Origin of the sequence: Microbacterium sp. SL75, from assembly GCF_026625865.1 — a bacterium.
GTDB lineage: Bacteria > Actinomycetota > Actinomycetes > Actinomycetales > Microbacteriaceae > Microbacterium.
On record NZ_CP113067.1, the window covers coordinates 1,845,128 to 1,860,210 of the forward strand.

17 protein-coding genes are annotated in these 15,083 nt (G+C 69.2%); 8 read left to right on the forward strand and 9 right to left on the reverse strand.

The window, feature by feature from the left end; genetic code table 11:
* Positions 1-74: 74 nt before the first annotated feature.
* Positions 75-266 (forward strand): hypothetical protein, encoded by a 192-nt coding sequence (locus OVA17_RS08610; protein WP_210072317.1) that lies wholly within the window; start codon positions 75-77, stop codon positions 264-266.
* 210 nt (positions 267-476) lie between these two features.
* On the opposite strand, the gene OVA17_RS08615 is transcribed toward OVA17_RS08610, so the two are convergent.
* Positions 477-719: a hypothetical protein gene (locus tag OVA17_RS08615; protein ID WP_267786142.1), complete on the reverse strand. Its 243-nt coding sequence runs from the start codon at positions 717-719 to the stop codon at positions 477-479.
* Between the two features lie 111 nt (positions 720-830).
* On the opposite strand from OVA17_RS08615, the gene OVA17_RS08620 reads away from it, so the two are divergent.
* Positions 831-1,535, forward strand: coding sequence for an esterase/lipase family protein (locus tag OVA17_RS08620; RefSeq protein WP_267786143.1), 705 nt, complete (start codon positions 831-833; stop codon positions 1,533-1,535).
* Between the two features lie 7 nt (positions 1,536-1,542).
* On the opposite strand, the gene OVA17_RS08625 is transcribed toward OVA17_RS08620, so the two are convergent.
* Positions 1,543-2,133, reverse strand: coding sequence for a MarR family winged helix-turn-helix transcriptional regulator (locus tag OVA17_RS08625; RefSeq protein ID WP_210072315.1), 591 nt, complete (start codon positions 2,131-2,133; stop codon positions 1,543-1,545).
* Between the two features lie 80 nt (positions 2,134-2,213).
* On the opposite strand from OVA17_RS08625, the gene OVA17_RS08630 reads away from it, so the two are divergent.
* Positions 2,214-2,588, forward strand: coding sequence for a hypothetical protein (locus tag OVA17_RS08630; protein WP_210072314.1), 375 nt, complete (start codon positions 2,214-2,216; stop codon positions 2,586-2,588).
* A gap of 374 nt (positions 2,589-2,962) precedes the next feature.
* Here the strand turns inward: OVA17_RS08630 and OVA17_RS08635 are convergent, their stop codons facing one another.
* A complete protein-coding gene (locus OVA17_RS08635; RefSeq protein WP_267786144.1) occupies positions 2,963-3,190 on the reverse strand; it encodes a hypothetical protein in 228 nt (75 codons plus the stop codon).
* A 148-nt stretch (positions 3,191-3,338) separates the two neighbouring features.
* Here OVA17_RS08635 and OVA17_RS08640 point away from each other — a divergent pair, with 148 nt between their 5' ends.
* From OVA17_RS08640 to OVA17_RS08650, 3 genes are all read left to right on the forward strand, one after another.
* Positions 3,339-3,683 (forward strand): hypothetical protein, encoded by a 345-nt coding sequence (locus OVA17_RS08640; RefSeq protein ID WP_267786145.1) that lies wholly within the window; start codon positions 3,339-3,341, stop codon positions 3,681-3,683.
* 241 nt (positions 3,684-3,924) lie between these two features.
* Positions 3,925-4,611 carry a DUF998 domain-containing protein gene (locus tag OVA17_RS08645; protein ID WP_267786146.1) on the forward strand — a complete coding sequence of 229 codons (687 nt, stop codon included), beginning with the start codon at positions 3,925-3,927 and terminating at the stop codon, positions 4,609-4,611.
* A gap of 18 nt (positions 4,612-4,629) precedes the next feature.
* Positions 4,630-4,845 (forward strand): hypothetical protein, encoded by a 216-nt coding sequence (locus OVA17_RS08650; RefSeq protein ID WP_210072309.1) that lies wholly within the window; start codon positions 4,630-4,632, stop codon positions 4,843-4,845.
* On the opposite strand, the gene OVA17_RS08655 is transcribed toward OVA17_RS08650, so the two are convergent.
* Positions 4,820-7,291 (reverse strand): LuxR C-terminal-related transcriptional regulator, encoded by a 2,472-nt coding sequence (locus OVA17_RS08655; RefSeq protein ID WP_267786147.1) that lies wholly within the window; start codon positions 7,289-7,291, stop codon positions 4,820-4,822. The two genes, OVA17_RS08650 and OVA17_RS08655, sit on opposite strands and share 26 nt — an antisense overlap.
* 704 nt (positions 7,292-7,995) lie before the next feature.
* Between OVA17_RS08655 and OVA17_RS08660 the strand changes: the two genes are divergently transcribed.
* Together OVA17_RS08660 and OVA17_RS08665 are read left to right on the forward strand one after the other, a co-directional pair.
* The gene (locus tag OVA17_RS08660; protein ID WP_267786148.1) at positions 7,996-8,271 is read left to right on the forward strand and encodes a helix-turn-helix domain-containing protein; all 276 of its coding nucleotides are present in this window, start codon (positions 7,996-7,998) and stop codon (positions 8,269-8,271) included.
* Between the two features lie 91 nt (positions 8,272-8,362).
* Positions 8,363-8,713 (forward strand): hypothetical protein, encoded by a 351-nt coding sequence (locus OVA17_RS08665; protein ID WP_267786149.1) that lies wholly within the window; start codon positions 8,363-8,365, stop codon positions 8,711-8,713.
* An 11-nt stretch (positions 8,714-8,724) separates the two neighbouring features.
* On the opposite strand, the gene OVA17_RS08670 is transcribed toward OVA17_RS08665, so the two are convergent.
* The 5 genes from OVA17_RS08670 to OVA17_RS08690 all read right to left on the reverse strand — a co-directional run bounded on the left by OVA17_RS08670 (position 8,725) and on the right by OVA17_RS08690 (position 14,950).
* Positions 8,725-9,159, reverse strand: coding sequence for a VanZ family protein (locus tag OVA17_RS08670; RefSeq protein WP_267786150.1), 435 nt, complete (start codon positions 9,157-9,159; stop codon positions 8,725-8,727).
* 57 nt (positions 9,160-9,216) lie between these two features.
* Complete coding sequence (locus OVA17_RS08675) at positions 9,217-11,220, reverse strand: ABC1 kinase family protein (RefSeq protein ID WP_267786151.1); 2,004 nt, start codon at positions 11,218-11,220, stop codon at positions 9,217-9,219.
* Between the two features lie 443 nt (positions 11,221-11,663).
* Positions 11,664-11,888, reverse strand: a complete 225-nt coding sequence (locus tag OVA17_RS08680; RefSeq protein WP_267786152.1) for a hypothetical protein — start codon at positions 11,886-11,888, stop codon at positions 11,664-11,666.
* A 173-nt stretch (positions 11,889-12,061) separates the two neighbouring features.
* Positions 12,062-13,387 (reverse strand): UDP-glucose dehydrogenase family protein, encoded by a 1,326-nt coding sequence (locus tag OVA17_RS08685; protein ID WP_267786153.1) that lies wholly within the window; start codon positions 13,385-13,387, stop codon positions 12,062-12,064.
* 78 nt (positions 13,388-13,465) lie between these two features.
* Positions 13,466-14,950 (reverse strand): sugar transferase, encoded by a 1,485-nt coding sequence (locus OVA17_RS08690; protein ID WP_267789373.1) that lies wholly within the window; start codon positions 14,948-14,950, stop codon positions 13,466-13,468.
* Between the last annotated feature and the right edge of the window lie 133 nt (positions 14,951-15,083).

Genomic DNA, 15,083 nt, shown 5'->3' on the forward strand with positions numbered 1-15,083 from the left:
GGAGCGCAAGCCCCGGCCACTGACGCCCTCGAGGCCGCAGGATGCCGGAAACGACCTGTTCGAGGAGGACCACGATGACCGATCGCGAAGAGACGCAGGACGCCCCCGTCATGGACGGCGCGACCGACGCGGGCGTGGAAGAGAAGAAGGCGGGCGCGCAGCAGCAGCGTGCCGCCGACGCCGCAGTCCACGAGGACGACGACCCCGCGCAGCGAGAGCTCGAAGACGACATCCGCAGCATCCGCGGCTACGGCGAAGACAGCTGACCCGGACGACGACTCCCGTCCGGAGCCCCGTGTGGGGGGCGGGCTCGACGGGCGGGAGTCGTCGGAGACGCCGAGATCGACGTCGTCCGCGCCGGCGATGCCGGGGCCGGGTACCGGAAGGCTACGCCGCTGCCGACGGTGCCGAGCGTCCTCTCAGGTAATGCGAAGGAGGCCCCGTGCATGCGCACGGGGCCTCTTCTCGTCCGCGGCTCAGGAGCCCGTGGGGATTTCGCCCGCCGCGATGGCGTCCGCGTACGTACGGATGTCCGGGCCGGGCTCGTAGTCGATGAAGCGATCCTTGATGCGCGCATTGATCTGCGCGAACGCCTCGTCCGACGAGATCCCGTCGCTGTCACGGGCGATCGCGACGACGGCCTCGCGCAGCACGGCGTCGGCGTCGTCGAGGATCTTCTGGCGGGCGGGCTCGTTCCAGCGGATGTCTGAGATGTCCATGGCCATACGGTACGGTCGACCCCGATTCGCTGATCCCGGGGTTGCATCGCACGGCTCGATGTGTGCGGCAACCCGCCCGGCCCGCGTGCGTCGGCGCGGCACGATGAAGGAATGTCGAAGGACGCCGTGACCACCGTGCCGCAGCGGATCCGTACCGTTCTGCGCGACGCGGGATGGTGGGCGCGCGACTACGTCTACGCGATTCGCGCCCAGGCACGGGCTCTTCTCGGCCGCGACGCTGCGGACCTCCTCGCCGAGGGCGAAGGCACGCCGGTCGTCCTGCTCCCGGGCATCTACGAGACCTGGCGCTTCCTCGAGCCGCTCGCGCGGGCCCTGCACGAACGCGGCCACCCCGTGCACGTCGTGACGGAACTCGGCGGCAACCGGCGACCGATCGCGGAATCCGCCGGACGGGTTGCCGCCCTGCTGTTCTCTCGGGGTCTTAATGACGTGGTGCTCGTCGCGCACAGCAAGGGCGGACTCATCGGCAAGCACGTCATGGCCTTCAGCCCTGCCGGTGAGCGCGTGCGTGCGATGGTCGCGGTCGCCACTCCGTTCGGCGGGTCTCGGTACAGCCGCCTCATGCCGACGCCTTCGCTGCGTGCCTTCGCCTCGGGCGACGCGACGATGAAGGCGCTCGCCGCGTCGGGCGCGGTGAATACGCGCATCGTCTCTGTGTTCGGTCCGTTCGACCCGCATATCCCCGAGGGAAGCGAGCTCGCCGGTGCCCGCAACGTCGTGCTCGCCGGCGGCGGGCACTTCCGCGTGCTCGCCGACCCGCGTGTGATCGCCGAGGTGATCCGCGTCGCGGAGTGACCGCCCGTCAGGCGGCGTTCGGGGGAGCGATGTCCCCGGCGGAACGGACGATGGGAGCGTCCGCCCGCTCCGCGATCAGCGCACAGCACGAGGGGCCCGCCGTGTCGCACACGTCGGCGACGGCGCATCGCATGCGCTGAAGAAAAGCGGTGACCGCTACGGTCTCGCTCTCGGTCATACCGCGAGTGGCCTGCATCATGCGGTCGTGCATGGAGGCGAGGGTGTCCCGCATCTCCTCATCGGCGTGGGAGGTGGTGGAGACGAGAACCTTCCGCCGGTCGGAGGGGTGCGGGCGGCGCTCCAGATGCCCGGATCGCTCGAGTCGGTCCAGGAGGGCGGTCACGGAGGCCGTGGAGACACCGAGGTGACGCGCCAGATCGACCGGAGTGACATCGCGGCCTGAGGAGGTGGCCCTGGTCAGGAACCGAAGCACGAGCAGCTCGTTCTCTCCCATGGCCATCGAGCCCTGCGTGCGCCGGCGCATCGCCATCTCGGCCGAACGGTAGGCCCGCATCGCCTCCATGACCCGCGCTCCACGCTCATCGTCGGTGCTGTCGCTGTACCAGTACGACGGAGGTGCCGTCTTCTCGATCGACATCGCGCTCCTAATATCTCGCTTGCCTATTCGCTAGTCTACCTAGTAAGTTAAATTGCGAGCAACGATCAGAGGGGTACATCATGGCGAAGCTTTACTACGGCACGACAACCGAGCCGATCAGCATCGACGACCGCATGTTGGCGCACGTCAAGGTCGTCGTCGCGACCAAGCTCCGCCGGGGAGAGAGCTTCACCCTGTCGTGGGTCCACGGGCAGGACGAGCCGACCGGTCGTTCGACCATCTGGCTGCAGCCGTCGATCCCCCTGCGCTTCGTCTTCGATTCGGAACAGCCCGAGGCGCTCGATCAGAACCTGCTGAAGCGCATGGCCAACGACGCCAACTCGTCGCGCGGTCTCAGCCTCGACATCGCTCTCGACGAGCCCGCCGCGACGTCCGCTCCGGTGCGGACGGCTGCGACGTCGAAACCGACGCGCTCCCTCGTCCGCGCGGCGTGATCCTGTCCGCGCCCCGTCCCCTCGTCGGGGCGATCGTCTGGTCGCGGCTCGACGACGACCTCTCGGTCGCCCGGCGGGACGGGGACTTCGCCGGCTACGTGGATCGCTGCTCGCCCGAGGCGTTCTTCGTGTTCGACTGTCACGCGCGATACGTCGGCACGTACGCCGACGCGGCCACCGCTCGGTCGGCGTTGGGCGAGTCCGCCCCGTCTCGGCGCGCATCCTGCACCGTGTCCTGGTCTCGGGTACTCCGAGCCCTCAGCTCTCGGCTCACGCCCTCGAATCCGTCACAGGAGCAGATGTGAAGACCCTTCCGACGTGGGATGTACCCACCGAACCGATCTCGATCCTCAGCCCTGAAGAGATCGCCGCTCTCAGCGATCGCTGACGTCGTCGTCCGAACGCGGCTCCGGGGCCCGCGCGGCGGGCTCTCGACGAATCCGTAGAACGGCGAGAGCGAAGATGATCGCTCCGGCGGCGGCGAAGACGAGTTTGGGCTCGGTCGGGGAATCGGCGGGAAGGACGAGCGTCGGGGCGGCCAGCACCATCACCGCGACGACGCAGAGCGCGAACCCGATCGGGCGTGGAGACCGCGAGTCCATCGCACCCCTTCCTCCGGTTGCGGGCTTGTCGACAGCCTATGCGCGGAGTGGCTGCGAAGGTCATACCGGTTGCGGGCGGCCGCGTCTACCACCGCTCGGGAGGGGCCGTCGCTGGTTACCGTAGCGGCTCCGACGAAGGGATCCGTCCGTGCGCTCCATCACCACCGCGCTGTCCGCCACCGCCCTCATCGCTGCGCTGTTCCTCCTTCCCTCGGGGCCTGCCGATGCCGTGGTTCCGACGCAGGTCGTCCGCGACAGCGGCACCGCGTCGCTCCACGAGGACAGTACGGCGAGCCCGACGGCGCGTGGAATCAGCTTCTCGATCAGCTCGGGTGAGTCCCTTGTCGCGGGCGCGGTGCAGGAGAAGCCCGCCCCGGAAGCCGAGGCGGGGCGGTTCGCCTTCGTCTTGATCCCGCTCCTGGCGGCGGCCGTCATCGTCGTCGGCGCGGTCTTCGTCATCTCGCGAGGACGCCGTCGGCGTCGCGGCGATTGAGCATCGCGCAGAGGCGGTGGGTGAGCAATGGGCGCGGGCAGAGAACCAGCGTCGAACAGTGCGGCCCCCCGGCACGCACGTGAGGCTGTTCTCTGCCCGCACAGAACAGCATCATCCCCATTGACGCTGATCGTCGGCTTCAGCGCCCGGATATCACCCCCGCAGGCCCACAGATCACCCCGATGCCGGGTGCAGCGAGGGCGAGACGATAGTGTGGCCGAGCCCGCTGGAGGAGGAGCCGATGACCGAGACAGTCGAGCGGCCCGTCACGCGGGTAGCCCGGACGCAAACCTCACCCGTCGCCCGCTTGGCGACGGCCGGGGGTATCGCGGCTTTCCTCAGCGCGGTGCTCATCTGGGTCTGTCGCTTGTGGGAGCCGAGCGTGCAGTACGTCAGCCAGCTCGGCGCCACGTCGATGCCGACCGCGCCCCTGTTCAACACGGCTCTTCTCCTGCTCGCGATCGCCGCCGTCCTCGTCGACCGGTCCTTGGCGTTTCGGGGAGGGGGATATGTCGTCGGGTGGCCCGTCGCCACGACGCTGCTCGTGTGCGGGTTGTGCTTCGGGGTGGCATCTGTCGTCACCTGCTCGCCCGGATGCCCCATTCCCTTCACGGAGGGAGCCCTCCCTCAGGATCTGATCCACATCTCTTTCGCCGTCCTCGGGTTCGTCTTGGCGATCGTCGCGATGGGGCAGGTCGCCGCCATCCGGCGGCGCCCCTGGATGCGCGCGGCTTCCGTCGTCACGCTCGTCGCTGTCGGTCTGACATCGTTCAGTGGCGCGATGATCGCTCTCTCCCGGGGCGACACGACGCTCGGTGGGAACCTCGAGTTCACCGCCGCCACCTTGGCCATCGCGTGGTTCGGGGTGTTCGGTCTGCAGGTCGCCGCCGACGAACGACGAGCCCGCGCGAAGATGCCCGACGTGTGACGCATTAGCGTGGGAGCCGTGACCCTCCGACGATTGCTCCGCGTCCTCGCCTGGCTGGCGCCCGTGGCCGCTTTCGTCGTTATTCTCGCCGTCCTTCGGGGAGCGGGCGTGCCGCTGTCGGTTCCCGGCATCCTGGTCGTCGTCGTGCTGCTCGCTGCCGCGCGCCTGATGATGGGGCGGTCACGCCGACGGCGGCGAGACCGCACCGTCACGCGTCCAGGTCGTTCTCGATGAGCCCCCAGGCGTGTGCGGCGCGAATCGCACTCGAGCGGTCCGACACCTCGAGCTTGCGATAGAGACTCTGCAGCTGCGTCTTGACGGTGTTCGGCGACACGACGAGCGCACGTGCGATGTCGGCGATCGTCGAGGTCGGAGTGAGCTGGCTCAACACCACCTGCTCGCGCTTGGTCAGACGGGGCACGCTGACCGAGGACGCGAACAACGACGTCCTCGCCTCGATCTGCTCGCGTGACGAAGACGAGAGGATCTTGGTGACCCGTGCGCGGTCCTCGGGCGCGACAGCGCTCCATGGGCTCCACAGGTCATGCCGGATGCTCAAAGCCTCGGCGCGTTGAACGGTGGAGCGGTGTGAGCTGACGCCGTTCAGTCGCACGTCGGCCACGACGCTCACGACCAAGCTTTCGAGAGCAGCCCGCGGGGAGGGCTCGTGGTGGAGCCCCCACTTGACGCTCATGACGAACGCCTCGTGTGATCGCCCGGCGTACAGCTGCGACAGGGCGATAGCGGGAGCGGTGAGAGGGGAGAGCGCGAAAGGGCCCTCGAACAGCGCGAGCGCCTCTCGTGCCTGCCGGAGCGCGATCAGCACTTTCGCCCGCGTCATGAGGATCTGCACCGACTGATAGTGCGATGGCGGGGTGCTTCGGGATCGTGCCATCCAGGTGCGGAAGAGCCCGAGTGCGTCGGAAGCTGCGCCCGACAGCAGGCACGACAGGATGTGGGTCGAGGCAGCGAAGGGCCACAATTCCCGGGCCGCGGAGGTCGCGGGCAGAGCGTCGAGAAGGGCGCGGGCTTCTCCGGCTTCTCCGGCTTCGAGCAGAACCCACGCGGATGCCAGCCGGAGCCCTTCTCCCCAGGGCGAGGCCCCCCAGCTGTCTGTGCTGTTCTCCTCCACGATGGAGCGCGCCGTGCGGACGTCGCCCTCGAGGAGGGCGATGACGGCCAGCGCTCCGCGAGCACGGAGCCTGTGGGCGGGCGGCGCGACTCGATCGGAGAGCGTCATGGACACGCTCGCGTCCCGCAGTCTGCCCATCGCGAGGAAGGTCATCGCGACCTGATACCACCCCTCCGCCGCCGTCTCGGGATCGAGGTCCTGCGCTCCGCGGAGGGCGTCGGACAGCATGCCGGACGCTTCGCCGGCGAGAGCGAACCGCCCCGCGGCGCGGTGCAGGCTTGCGCGCATGATGAGGGCCTCGGCATCCCCCACGGCGACGCTCTTGGCGTCGGGAAGGTCACTGAGGACGGAGGCGGCGAGCGACGGGGTCTCCGGGGACGCTGCGGTATCGGGGTCGAGCGCGAGCAGTGCGTCAACGACGACCGGCGAGACCGAAGAGTTGGACCTGAGCTGGCCGAGCATGCGCGAGAAGGCGTCGGCGTTGCGTGCCCAGATCTCCGGCCCCGACCGTCGAAGGACGCGGGCCAGGGTCGTCCACTGCCGTGCGTCTGCCGCGAGCTGGGCCGCGAGGAGCGGCTCCCCTCCCGACATGAGATGGTCGAGCAGACGCAGCCTCGCCGCGGACACGAGCGCAGGCTGCCGAGCGGAGATCTCCTCCAGCCAGCGCTCGCGAACCGGCTCGGCCAGGAGAACGCGCGTCGCGCTGGGCCAGACGAAGCCCGCGCTCTGGAGGTGATCGAGGAGGTGACGCGTCGTACCCGTCGTCGAGTCGAGGCCCAGGGCGTCCGCGAGCGACTCGGTGATGTACGGGGCGACCGCCAGCAAGCGGACGTCGTCTGTCACCGGCATGGCCAGACGCTCTTCCATGTCGTGGGTGAAGGTGGTGCCCGCATACGCCGCCGCGGCGGCGGCTTCGGCTCGCGTGCGCAGGGGGAGGCCCTCCAAGCGCAGTCGTGCGCTCGCCAGCTGGACGAGGGCGGGCCACCCGTGGGTGAGCGCCACCAGCTCGTCGACGGCGATCTCGGTCGATTCGACCCCGTTCAGGGCCAGGACGGATGCCACCTCGTCGCGGGTCATGAGCAAGTCGCACGCGGGCAGCACCTGCACATCGAACTCGAGAGCGATGAGCGGGCTCTCGAGGCCGGTCGGCTGACGGGTGGCGACCACGATTCGAAGGCTGCTGTCGGCACGCAGGAGGTGGAGGAGGTGATCGGTCGAGAGTCCGAGTCCCTCGACGTGATTGTCGATCAGCAGGACATGGGAGGCGGGCCCGTCCGCGAAGGCTTCGACGATGCGGGGGAGGGCCTCCGGTGAGGTGAGGCTGCCGTCGATGGATTGGACGCCGCGCTCCGGGTCTGCGTCGAGCGTGGCCGCGAACTGACGCAGAAGCGACGTCTTCCCGACGCCGGCCGGACCGCGAAGCAGGACGACGTCACTGCCCAAGGCCGCTTCGAGGCGGTCCAGTGCCTCAGGGCGTGGCGCCCAGAACCGGCTCGTGCGGCGGGCGGCTCGTGCGCCGGTGGGAGCGGCATCCGCGTCGATCAACATTCGAACCTCCATGTGGGGAAGGACCGCCGCCCCTTCGGGTGGGTGGGCGGTCGACGTGGCGAAGCGACGCCTCGTCGAGACGATCCTGGGGGTGATGCGCGCGACGAGGTGGCGAATGTGACCTCTTTCACCCCCCGCGTCATCCCCTTCTCACCCCTTCCGCATCACCCTCTCCACGTCGCTCTCCGTCCTTCCCGGAAGCAGGCGAGTGTGGATGTCGCCGGCGGATCGGGGGTGTGGGCGGACGCGCTCACCGGGCGTCGGCACCCGCGACCCCGCCGAGGGGCGTCGATGTCCGGGACGCGAAGACGGCGCCGTCAGGGGGTGAGCCGCGGTCGGGGTTCAGGCGACTCGGTGAGTGAGACGCACAGCGCTGAGCGCTCCCCGTTCGCCGCCCGGAGGGCTCCCCGGGAGCCCTGTTCCGCGGACGGGAGCCCGATGGGCGGCGGACTCTTGTGCCTCGGTCGGGTGCCCGGCCCCGGCGCCTGATCGTGCGCTGTCGGGGGAAACCGGCGTAAGCCGCGTGTCGTCCGCGCGCACGCCCCGAGACCGCGAACCCCCGACGCCCCGATGCTCACCCGCCACCTCACCCGGCTGCGCAGGCGTGCCACCCGTTCGGGTCGCCGCCACGGAGAGCCTCGCGTGACGACGGGAGGCATGTAAACATGTTCATGTGAGCGTTGACCGCCGATCAAGCTGGTCTCATGAACGACGCGCCCGACCCCTGGACAGAGTTCGCCCGCGAGTTGGGCGTGCGAATGATCCGCGCCCGCGCCGAGAAGCGAATGTCCCAGGAGCAGGTCGCCCACGCGGCGGGCCTCGCGACCTTCACCTATCGGAAGCTCGAGAAGGGCGAGTCCAATCCCGGCACCGCCGCGAATCCGCGCCTTCGGACCCTCGTCGCGCTCTCGGACGTGCTCGGCATCCCGCTTCGCGACCTGATCCCCGCCCCGCCGAAGGGTCTCCCTCCCGGTCGGTGAGGGCGGTGTCGGAGGTTCGCGATGTAATGCGTTCGTGCCCACCGGTTTCAGGGTCGCCGACAGCGGCGGCCCCGACAGAGAGGTGTCAGGCATGACTGCACGGCGAAACGAACAGATCCGAGACGCCCGGGGGTGTGTTTTCGCCTGGTGCGTCACCGAGCACGGCGCAACCGTTCATCCCGACGATGAAGACCACCGCAGCGCGGGTATCGGGGTCAGCGCTCGCGTGCGCGACTCCGTGGTGCGCGGCGTCGGCGTCGCCACCGAGGTGGAGATCGGCCTGCTGCGGCGAGCCGCAGACGTCGAGACCTGGGTCATCGTGGAGACCGGGGTCGGCGTATCCGTGTCCGTCCCGGTGCACGCCGCCCGCGCACTCGTGGCCGGTGTTTGGAGCGACGCCGAGATCAGCGGCCTCCTCGTACCGGAGCGCGACATCGACTGACCCCGGCGAACTCAGCGACGTGGTCGAGTGCGTCGGCCGATGAGGAGGCCTCGTCCCAGAGCCATCGCGGCCGCCCCGATGAGAGCGCCCAGCGCGTTGGCGACCACATCGACAACGCTGCTCGTACGCCCGGGGAGGAAGACCCCTTGGAAGATCTCGACGAGAAGCGGGACGGCGCAGGCGATACCGAGGAGCCGCCATGGGTGTCCTCTGAGGACCACCCCCAGGACGACGCCGAAAGGGACGAACAGGACGACGTTGAGACCGAAGTCCATGGTTCGGGGGGTCGCCCCGGGGAAGAGCTCGTAGAGGACGGCGTAGGCGGCGCCCGCCTTGCGGTCGAGGTGGTCGGGCCAGAGCAGGATGACGCCCAGGGCGGCGAGATAGACGGCCGTCACCGCCGTCGCGACGTAGCGGCGACGGGAAGGCGATCGATCGGCGGGCACGGAACACTGTAGACACGCGTCGCCCGTTCCGAGAGAGTGCTCCCGGGTGCGCCGGCCTCAGCCGCGGCGGCCGAACGTTCTGCGCACGATACGAAGGAGACCGAGGAAGCCGAAGAGCCCGACCACCGCGCCGAGCACCGCGAACAACGTGATGGATCCCCCGAGGACGGGGCCTCCCCCCGCGATCACCAGGACCACGGCGATGACCACCGCTGCGATCGAGACCAGGGTGGAGGCGATCTCGCCCGTGGCCCGACCGAGGATGCCGCTGACGTCCTCTCCGTCGGCGCTGCGAAGGGTGATGCCGATGGAGCCCTTCTCAACCCCGGTGAGCAGCGCATCGAGGCGGCGCGGTATCTGTTCGAGACGAGCGAGGGCGATGACCGCCTGGGCCTGGGCGTCGGTGGCCATGCGTTTGACCGACACCGTCCGGCGCAGCAGGGTCGGCATGAGGGGAAGCGCTCGGCCGACCATGTCGAACTCGTCGACGATGACCCGGAGACAGCCCTCGAGAGTGGCGAAACTGCGGAAGGCGGACGCCAGCTCGCCCGGCAGAGCGATGTGATGCTGGCGGATCACGTCGACCATTCGGGTGAAGATCGAGCCGTGACCGGTCGTGCGCAGATGCTCCGTGGTCAGGACGACGCCGATGTCGTGCCGGAAGGCCTCCAGATCCACGTCTTCGGGCGCATCGACGATGAGCAGGAGCGCGTCGGTGGCCGCGACATCGTTCTCGCTGAGAGCGGCGAGAAGGAAAGCCGTCATGTGCTGGCGTCGGCTGCGCTCGATGATGCCGACGGCGCCGAAATCGATGAGGCCGAGGGTGCCGTCGGTCTTCAGTACGACGTTGCCCGGGTGCAGGTCGGCGTGGAAGACCCCGTAGACCAGGATCTGCTCGAGGACCGTCGCCATCAGTGTCTCCGCGAGGCGATCGCGCTGGGCGGGGTCGAGGAGGGCGATTCGAGCCGCCGAGTCGCTCAGAGCTGTTCCGTCGACGAGCCCCATCGTGAGCACTCGCTGGCCGGAGGCCTCGGAGAAGATGTCCGGGACGGTGATGAGGCCTCGTCGGTCGGGCTCCGCGCGATCGATCAGTTCGAGGGTCGATCCGATCATCTGGGTGTTGCGTGCCTCGATGCGATAGTCGAGCTCTTCGAGAAGAGTGGCGGTGAATCCGCGGGCGACGGACTCGATTCGGAGGTCGCGACCGACGCGCGTGCGCGCCTCGGCTCGATGAGCGAGACGCCCGATGATGTCGGCATCCGCCTCCACTTGCGCGCGAGCCGCGGGTCGCTGCACTTTGACGACCACGGCCGTGCCGTCGAGCAGTCGGGCCCGGTGCACCTGTGCGACCGAGGCTGCGGCGAGGGGGAGGGGATCGACCTCGGCGAACACGGAGTCGATGGATCGCCCCAGGTCTGCTTCGATGACCGATCGCACCGTATCCCAGGGGAGGGTCGTCGCATTCGTCTGCAGGGAGGCGAGGGCGCTCAGGTACGGCTCCGGCACGAGGTCTCGTCGGGTGGACAGCACCTGGCCCAGCTTGACGAAGCTGACGCCGGCGTCGTTCAGGGTCGCCACGATGGCGCGGGCACGTTCCTCGGAGGTGCTGAGCTGCTCCTCCACGCGGGCGCGGCCGCCGTGGAAGAGCCAACCTACGCCGTGGCGCGAGGCGATCGCGAGGATCTCCAGATACCGTCGGGTCCGCTTGCGCTGGCGGAGCGCGGCCCGGACCACATCGATCGGGTTGGGCAGCGGACGGGTCGGGAAGATCGCCTCGCTCGCCACGAGGGCGGCGACCCCGAGGGCGAAGACCCACGCGAGCGAGAGCGTGATCAATCCCGCCCAGATCCACACGTCTTCGGAGGGAATGGATGCCGAGGCATCGGGCAAGCCCGTCTGCCGCAGGGTCCACCCCGCCGACGGCACTCCCAGGAGGAAGACCAGGAGTCCCACGACGATGCTTCGCGGCCAACCGACCGCGGTCCCGAGGACCCGACGCGCGACGAACCCGACGAGTACCGCCGAGACGACGGCGGTGATCGAGATCAGGATGCTGGCCATCACGTGGTCAGCGTAGCCGGGTGCGGCTCAGTCGATTCGAGCGAGGCCGCATCGATGACAGTGCCACCAGGCTGCGCGTCCCCGCTGGAGGGGTTCGACGGTGCCCCCGCACGACCGGCATGGTGGTGCGAATCCTGCGAGGAGGTCGTCGAGGTCGGTGGCAGGAGTGAGGCGGGGTGTTATCGCAAGCATGCCTATTTATACATGCGCACGTGAGGCAACGGCCGATTGTCCACAGACGTTCCGGCGCGGATGAACGACGGCAGGCGCTGCCGGAGGGCGGCTCCGACAGAGGCGATGAGTGGTGGGCCCCGCGACGGCCATCGCAGCGACGACCCCGCTCGGGTCCACACGCCGCCGCACGGCGGCACAGACCGAGCGGGCGCGAGGAGGCCCCTGCCCGGTCCGACCTCCGCAGTGGCCGTGCCCGGTCGCGTCCGGGGCTACTTCCGGAGATCGCGCAGCGCCCTCCGGGCGCGCTTCTCAGCGGCGCCGGCCGCCTTCTTCGCGGCCTTGTGGCGGCGCTTGCGGGCGCGTGGGTCGTTCCACAGACGCACCACCTGGTGGCCCACCGATTCGCGACTCTTGACCTGGACGCGCGGGCTGCGGGTGCCGATCACGTAGGCGAGCAGGGCGACGGCACCGATCACGATGAGCTTGTTGCGCATGGCATCCTCCTTGTCGATGAGGACCTCGGGGTTTCGGCGGCCGGGGGCCGCGGCGCGAGATCCGTCACGACGAAGACGTGCCGCACGGGGGTTTCGTCACGAGTGATCGCCGAAGAGTCGGGAACAGCGGCGAGGGTCGGTCTCGTACGAGCGGCGCCGGTCCCTCTGCCTCGTCAGGGGCGACCCATGCCGTGGTAGGTCCATCCCGCGGCGCGCCACGCCACCGGATCGAGGCAGTTGCGACCGTCGATCACGATACGGCCGCGCGCCAACGAGGCCGCGTGTTCGGGGCTGAGGTGCCGACGGTACTCGTCCCACTCGGTCACGACGATGACCGCGTCCGCGTCCCGAAGGGTGGCATCGAGGTCCGCATCGTAGGTGAGTTGCGGGTGCATACGGCGGGCGTTGTCGATCGCCGCGGGGTCCGTCAGGGTGACCCGGGCCCCCAGGCCGTGCAGTCGGACGGCGACGTCGAGCGCCGGGGAGTCGCGGATGTCGTCGCTGTGCGGTTTGAAAGCGGCTCCTAGGACGGCGATCTTCGCACCGAAGACGCTGCCGCCCAGCGCGCTGGTGGCGAGCTCGACAGCGCGGTCTCGGCGGCGGAGGTTGATGGCGTCGATCTCGCGCAGGAATGCGACGGACTCTCCGCGACCGAGCTCCTCGGCGCGCGCCGAGAAGGCTCGGATGTCCTTCGGGAGGCACCCGCCCCCGAACCCGATGCCCGCTCCGAGGAAGCGGCGCCCGATTCGGGCGTCGTGACCGATGGCGTCGGCCAAGGTGGTCACATCGGCACCCGTCACCTCGGCGATCTCGGCCATGGCGTTGATGAAGCTGATCTTGGTGGCGAGGAAGGCGTTCGCGGCGACCTTCACCAGTTCGGCCGTCGCGTAGTCGGTGACGATGAAGGGCGTGCCCTTGGCGATGGACGGGTGGTAGACCTCGCGGAGGATCTCGGCGGTGCGCTCGCCTTCGTCGGTGGGGGACCCGTCGCTCGAGGGGACGCCGGCGACCAACCGATCGGGGTCGACGGTGTCTTGAACCGCCCACCCCTCCCGCAGGAACTCCGGGTTCCACACCAGCACCGCGCCGCGCTCGGCCACCCGAGGCGCCAGACGAGCGGCGGTGCCGACCGGGACCGTCGACTTGCCGGCGACCACATCACCCGGGGAGAGGAAGGGGACGAGCGCATCGACGGCCGCGTCGACGTAGGTCAGATCTGCCGCATGCCCGCCGGATTGCTGCGGCGTGCCGACGCCGATGAAGTGCACCGCCGCCCCTCGCGCAGCGGACATGTCGGTCGTGAAGGACAGCCGACCCGAGGCGATGCCCTCGGTGAGGATCTCCTGCAGTCCGGGTTCGAAGAACGGCGCCTGGCCCCTCGAGAGCGTCTCGATCTTCCGCTCGTCGACGTCGATTCCCACCACTTCGTGACCGATCGAGGCCATTGCCGCCGCGTGAACGGCTCCCAAGTATCCGCAACCTACGACAGACAGACGCACGATGAGAGCCTTTCAGATTTCCGCGGAAAGAACCGACGGCGATAGGAGCAGGGCAGGCAACGGGCGGCGCAGACTGCGTCACGCAGCGGTCTCGCCGGGAGCGAGTGCTGCGCGAGCCGTCTTGCCGAGGATGACGAAATCGCCCAGAAGCGTCCAGTTTTCCACGTACGACAGATCGAGTCGTACCGAATCCTCCCAGGAGAGGGATGATCGCCCGCTGACCTGCCAGAGGCCGGTGATACCGGGCTTGGCGAGAAAACGTCTGTGGACGTGGTCGGCGTAGACCGCCACCTCTGACGGCAAGGGGGGACGCGGTCCGACCAGCGACATCGATCCACCGATCACATTGAAGAGCTGGGGGAGCTCGTCGAGGCTGAATTTCCGCATCACGCGCCCGATGGGCGTGACCCGCGGATCGTTCTTCATCTTGAACAGCACCTCGTTGCCGGAATCCCGCTGCTGGGCGGTGAGCTGCGCGCGCAACTCCTCGGCGTTGACGACCATCGAGCGGAACTTGAACATGGTGAACTCCCGCCCGCGAAAGCCGACGCGGATCTGGCGGAAGAGGACCGGCCCCTCGCTCGACAGCCTCACCGCGACGGTCAGGAACAGCAGGACCGGGCTGAGGAGCACCAGTCCGATGCTCGCAGCCACGAGGTCGACGGACCTCTTCAGGAAGCTCTGCCCCCTCGAGAACTTCGGCGTCTCGACGTGGATGAGGGGCAGGCCGGCGACGGGTCTGGTGTGCAGGCGCGGGCCGGCGATGTCGACGATGCTCGGGGCGAGGACGAGATGCTGACGACCGGCCTCCAGGCTCCACGAGATCTCCTTCACCTTCTCGGCGGGGAGCTCGTCCGCGCTGGTGATCGCGACCGTGTCGGCCCCCGTCGCGTGCAGTGCGCGCGTCACGTCGCCGACATGTCCCATGATCGGGACCACCGAGCCGGGGATGGTGTCGGCGATCCGTCCGTTCGGCACGCAGGCACCGACGACGCGGTATCCCGCGCTGGGGCTGCGGGCGAACTCCCGGGCGAGTTGCGTCACGGAGGGGAGCGACCCGACCAGGAGCACGTGCGCGGAGTACCGACCACGGGAGCGTTGGACGACGAGCCACTGCCGCCACATCCAGCGGGTGAAACAGAGGACCAGGATGCCGAGCGGCAGGCTCACCAGCAGGTAGCCCCGCGCGACATCGATCTGCGTCAGGAAGGCGATGATGGCGACGGTTCCGAACAGCCGGAAGCTGGCGTCGGCGATGCGCACGTACTCCGTGGAACCCGTGCCGATAGCGCGGTCGCTGCGCGAATCGACGAAGGCGAGGGCCCACATCCAGGTGACGATGAGGATCGCGGAGAAGGCCCAGTACGACAGGTCGCTGATGCGGCTGTCACGCCCCGCGGCGAGCTGCGCATTCCCCAGCCCGAACCAGAGGAGCTGGGTGCCGTAGACGACCCAGACGAGGGCAGCGAAGTCGGTGAGCACGAGGTTGCGTCGGTATCGTCCGCGCCAGGGGTCGCGAACGTGCTCGGGAGGCGTCGAGGCCGCGGAGGGCACCGATGTCATGGTCGACACGGACTCCTCCGCAGGGTTCTGGTCGAGTGCGGGGGCGGTTCCGTCGGGGTCGGCGTCAGAGGGCGACGCGCCGGGGCGTAGGCCAGATGTCGCCATGTGTGCCCCTCTCCCCATCCCCCGCGTG

Bases quoted from the DNA above. Each gene is read 5' to 3' on its own strand.
- OVA17_RS08635 (WP_267786144.1), bottom strand. From the start codon at position 3,190: ATGGACTCGCGGTCTCCACGCCCGATCGGGTTCGCGCTCTGCGTCGTC.
- OVA17_RS08675 (WP_267786151.1), bottom strand. From the start codon at position 11,220: ATGGCCAGCATCCTGATCTCGATCACCGCCGTCGTCTCGGCGGTACTC.
- OVA17_RS08630 (WP_210072314.1), top strand. From the start codon at position 2,214: ATGGCGAAGCTTTACTACGGCACGACAACCGAGCCGATCAGCATCGAC.
- OVA17_RS08660 (WP_267786148.1), top strand. From the start codon at position 7,996: ATGAACGACGCGCCCGACCCCTGGACAGAGTTCGCCCGCGAGTTGGGC.
- OVA17_RS08655 (WP_267786147.1), bottom strand. From the start codon at position 7,291: ATGTTGATCGACGCGGATGCCGCTCCCACCGGCGCACGAGCCGCCCGC.
- OVA17_RS08665 (WP_267786149.1), top strand. From the start codon at position 8,363: ATGACTGCACGGCGAAACGAACAGATCCGAGACGCCCGGGGGTGTGTT.
- OVA17_RS08620 (WP_267786143.1), top strand. From the start codon at position 831: ATGTCGAAGGACGCCGTGACCACCGTGCCGCAGCGGATCCGTACCGTT.
- OVA17_RS08645 (WP_267786146.1), top strand. From the start codon at position 3,925: ATGACCGAGACAGTCGAGCGGCCCGTCACGCGGGTAGCCCGGACGCAA.
- OVA17_RS08690 (WP_267789373.1), bottom strand. From the start codon at position 14,950: ATGACATCGGTGCCCTCCGCGGCCTCGACGCCTCCCGAGCACGTTCGC.
- OVA17_RS08610 (WP_210072317.1), top strand. From the start codon at position 75: ATGACCGATCGCGAAGAGACGCAGGACGCCCCCGTCATGGACGGCGCG.
- OVA17_RS08680 (WP_267786152.1), bottom strand. From the start codon at position 11,888: ATGCGCAACAAGCTCATCGTGATCGGTGCCGTCGCCCTGCTCGCCTAC.
- OVA17_RS08615 (WP_267786142.1), bottom strand. From the start codon at position 719: ATGGACATCTCAGACATCCGCTGGAACGAGCCCGCCCGCCAGAAGATC.
- OVA17_RS08625 (WP_210072315.1), bottom strand. From the start codon at position 2,133: ATGTCGATCGAGAAGACGGCACCTCCGTCGTACTGGTACAGCGACAGC.